A 2,915-nucleotide genomic window follows, 5' to 3' on the forward strand; every position below is an offset into this window, starting at 1 on the left:
GACCGCCGGGGACCTGTCGGCAGGAGTCGGGTCGCAGCGTGCGCCTATTGAACGGGACAGGCGTACTTGCGGGCGACGTCCATCACCCGCTGCTGGGCGCCGGGGCCGACAACCCCTTGAGCGGCCAGCTCCAGACCGATGTAGCCTGGGATGCCGCCCACGCAAGCCTGGTGGGCCACGCGCCACGCCGTGTCCGGATTCAGGACATAGCCATTGCGCTGCAGACCCTGCACGTAGCCGTCGAACTCGGGCGTGCCCTGGTCTGGAATTGCGTGCGCAGTGCCTGCTGTAGCGAGCGCGAGGACCGCCGCCGCGCCCACCGTTGCGATTACCCGCTTCAACGTCGTCCCCCATCCGTGATCCCACCGGTAGCGCTCTACGTTCGCACACCGTGTCCCGTCCCGGACTCGAAACGGTTGTTTGCCGGCCGGCGTCGCCGCCAGTGCGGCAGCGGCGTCGCGCCCTGCCCGGTTTCGCGTGGTCCTACACTGGCCGCGTGGCGAAACTGCAGTTGGTTCAGGAGCCTGCGGCCGACGCGCTGCTGGAGGACAACCCGTTCGCGCTGCTGGTCGGGATGCTTCTCGACCAGCAGATCCCGATGGAGGTGGCGTTCGGCGGGCCGAAGAAGATCGCCGACCGGATGGGCGGGTTCGATGCGCAGCTGATCGCCGACCACGACCCCGACAAGTTCGCCGAGCTGTGCGCGCAAACGCCTGCGGTGCACCGGTTTCCGGGGTCGATGGCCAAGCGGGTCCAGGCCCTGGCGCAGGTGATCGTCGACGAGTACGGCGGCGACGTGACCGCGCTGTGGTCCGACGGCGCCGATGGCGCCGAGGTGCTGCGCAGGCTCAAGGCGCTGCCGGGATTCGGTGAGCAGAAGGCCAAGATCTTCCTGGCGCTGCTGGGCAAGCAGTACGGCGTCACCCCGCAAGGCTGGCGCGCCGCGGCCGGTGATTACGGCAAGGCAGGCACGCACATGTCGGTGGCCGACGTGACCGATCCCGGGACGCTGCAGAAGGTGCGCGCCTACAAGAAGGAAGCCAAGGCCAAGAACAAGGAAGCCAAGGCGGTCAAGGCGGTCAAGGCCTAGAGGGGGCCGGGCCCGGCACGTCGAGGGCGGCCAGGTCCGTCAGCACCCGGGCGACGACGCGTCCGGTCGAGGTCGCGGTGTCGAGCCCGTCGCGCAGGCACTGCAGCGTGATTCCACGTCCGGTGAGATCGGCAACCGTCTGTGCCACCTCCGCCGCCGAGCGGCCCAGCCGGTCGATCGCCACCACCATGACGACGTCGCCGGATCGGGCATAGCTGAGCAGTGCCACCAGGCCCGCCCGCATCTTGTCCACCGGTCCGGCGGTTCGGTCGGTGAAGATGCGGCGCGGGTCCACGCCCGCGGCGGCGAGCTCGGCGAGTTGATCGTCGAGGTCTCCGGCCGCGGCGGTGGCGTACCCCAGCGTGACCGTCACCGTTCCAAGGTCTCACGGCGCGCGCTCACGTCACCAGAGACTCGCCGTCGAACCGCTCCCGCGTGGTGAACTCCGCGACCGGCTTGCGGGTGAGCTTGGTGATCTGGCGCTGCGGCCTGCCCAGCGGCACCACGGCGGCGACCGCGTGGTCGTCGGGGATGCCCAACAGCTCCTTGACGCGCGGCTCCTCGGCGACGGCCATCGTCGTCAGGACGCCGCCGACGCCCTCGTTGCGTGCGGCGAGCAGGACGTTCCACACGAACGGGTACACCGAGGCCCCGGCGATCAGCCCGACCCGGTCGAGGTCCTGATCCAGCGCGGCGACCACGTTCAGGTCGACGCACACCACGAGCACCACCGCGGAGGTGAGCAGCGGCGCCGTCATCTCGGCCGGTACCTCGGTCGCGGCCAGCTGTTCCGGGCTCACCTGCATGGGCCGCAACGGGTTCCACGGTCCCTCACCGTTGCGTTTCTGCGCGGTGTAGCGACGGGCGCCGGTCTCGCAGAGGCTGGCCAGCGCTGCGCGCGTGTCCTTGTCGCGCAGCGCGATCACGTGCAGGCCCTGGCGGTTGCCGCCGCTCGGGGCGAACCTCGCGTTGTCCAGGATCCGTGCCAGCACGTCGTCGGGAAGCGGGTCGCCGGTGAACTGCCGGACGGCCCCGGTGGTGCGCATGACGTCGTACAACTCCATGTTGACGATCTTGTCTCATCGCGCGCCGGGGGCTGTGTCATTGTGAACCCATGAAGACTCACCTGAACTGCCCCTGCGGCGAAGCGATCACCGGCAACGACGAGGACGACCTCGTGGAGAAGGCCCAGAAGCACCTGTCCGAGGTGCACCCGGGCCGCGACTACGACCGCGACGCGATTCTGTTCATGGCCTACTGATCACCGCGGAACAGCATTCCTGGTCGTGATCGCGGGGCGAATCACGACCAGGAATGCTATTCCGGCGCAGGGGGTCAGGGGACGACGGTCGAGCCGATCGTCGGCATGAACTGGCACTGCTTCTCGGTCGTGGTGACCTGCCCGAAGATCGTCGACATGATGCTGCCCGAGCCGGTGTCGGCGATCGCGGTCAGCGTGGTCGGCCCGTTCGCGTTCATGTCCGGGCGCGGCTTGAGGGTGACGCTGCCGGACTTGCCGGTGGTCAGATTCACCCACGTCGCGTTGAGCGGCAACTTCTGCTCGGCCGCCGGACCCGGGGTGCCGATCGCGGTGAACACGTACGCGGTCTGACCGGGGCCGGGACCCGGCAGCGGGATCGTCGCCGGGCCGGCCACCGAGATCGCGGTGGCCAGCACGTTGCCGCCGTCGGCGAGGCACCCGTTGCTGATGGACGGGTACAGGAAGTCCTGTGTCACCGGGGCGTCCGGACCCAGGCCGGGGGCTGCGCCGGGTGCGGCCGCGACGGGCGTGGCGACCTCCGGGGCAGGCGCGGGAGCGGGCCCC

The 2,915-nt window shown here is 69.9% G+C and carries 6 protein-coding genes; 2 read left to right on the forward strand and 4 right to left on the reverse strand.

Annotated elements, in window-relative coordinates; genetic code table 11:
• Positions 1-44 precede the first annotated feature (44 nt).
• Positions 45-341, reverse strand: coding sequence for a DUF732 domain-containing protein (locus MVA01S_RS29325; RefSeq protein ID WP_040541538.1), 297 nt, complete (start codon positions 339-341; stop codon positions 45-47).
• Between the two features lie 155 nt (positions 342-496).
• Here MVA01S_RS29325 and MVA01S_RS29330 point away from each other — a divergent pair, with 155 nt between their 5' ends.
• Positions 497-1,090 (forward strand): HhH-GPD-type base excision DNA repair protein, encoded by a 594-nt coding sequence (locus MVA01S_RS29330; protein WP_003931175.1) that lies wholly within the window; start codon positions 497-499, stop codon positions 1,088-1,090.
• Here MVA01S_RS29330 and MVA01S_RS29335 read toward each other — a convergent pair.
• Positions 1,080-1,463 (reverse strand): recombinase family protein, encoded by a 384-nt coding sequence (locus MVA01S_RS29335; protein ID WP_003931176.1) that lies wholly within the window; start codon positions 1,461-1,463, stop codon positions 1,080-1,082. The two genes, MVA01S_RS29330 and MVA01S_RS29335, sit on opposite strands and share 11 nt — an antisense overlap.
• A gap of 25 nt (positions 1,464-1,488) precedes the next feature.
• Positions 1,489-2,154 (reverse strand): nitroreductase family protein, encoded by a 666-nt coding sequence (locus MVA01S_RS29340; protein WP_003931177.1) that lies wholly within the window; start codon positions 2,152-2,154, stop codon positions 1,489-1,491.
• Between the two features lie 50 nt (positions 2,155-2,204).
• Between MVA01S_RS29340 and MVA01S_RS30680 the strand changes: the two genes are divergently transcribed.
• Positions 2,205-2,351 (forward strand): DUF1059 domain-containing protein, encoded by a 147-nt coding sequence (locus tag MVA01S_RS30680; RefSeq protein ID WP_003931178.1) that lies wholly within the window; start codon positions 2,205-2,207, stop codon positions 2,349-2,351.
• Positions 2,352-2,425: 74 nt separating this feature from the next.
• Here the strand turns inward: MVA01S_RS30680 and MVA01S_RS29345 are convergent.
• Positions 2,426-2,915: Rv1157c family protein (locus MVA01S_RS29345; RefSeq protein WP_435405984.1), on the reverse strand; the 490-nt coding region annotated here is incomplete at its 5' end.

Origin of the sequence: Mycolicibacterium vaccae NBRC 14118 = CIP 105934, from assembly GCF_001552715.1 — a bacterium.
GTDB lineage: Bacteria > Actinomycetota > Actinomycetes > Mycobacteriales > Mycobacteriaceae > Mycobacterium > Mycobacterium vaccae.

Excerpts from the sequence above, each read along its gene's own strand:
- MVA01S_RS29340 (WP_003931177.1), bottom strand. The coding sequence starts at position 2,154 with ATGGAGTTGTACGACGTCATGCGCACCACCGGGGCCGTCCGGCAGTTC.
- MVA01S_RS30680 (WP_003931178.1), top strand. The coding sequence starts at position 2,205 with ATGAAGACTCACCTGAACTGCCCCTGCGGCGAAGCGATCACCGGCAAC.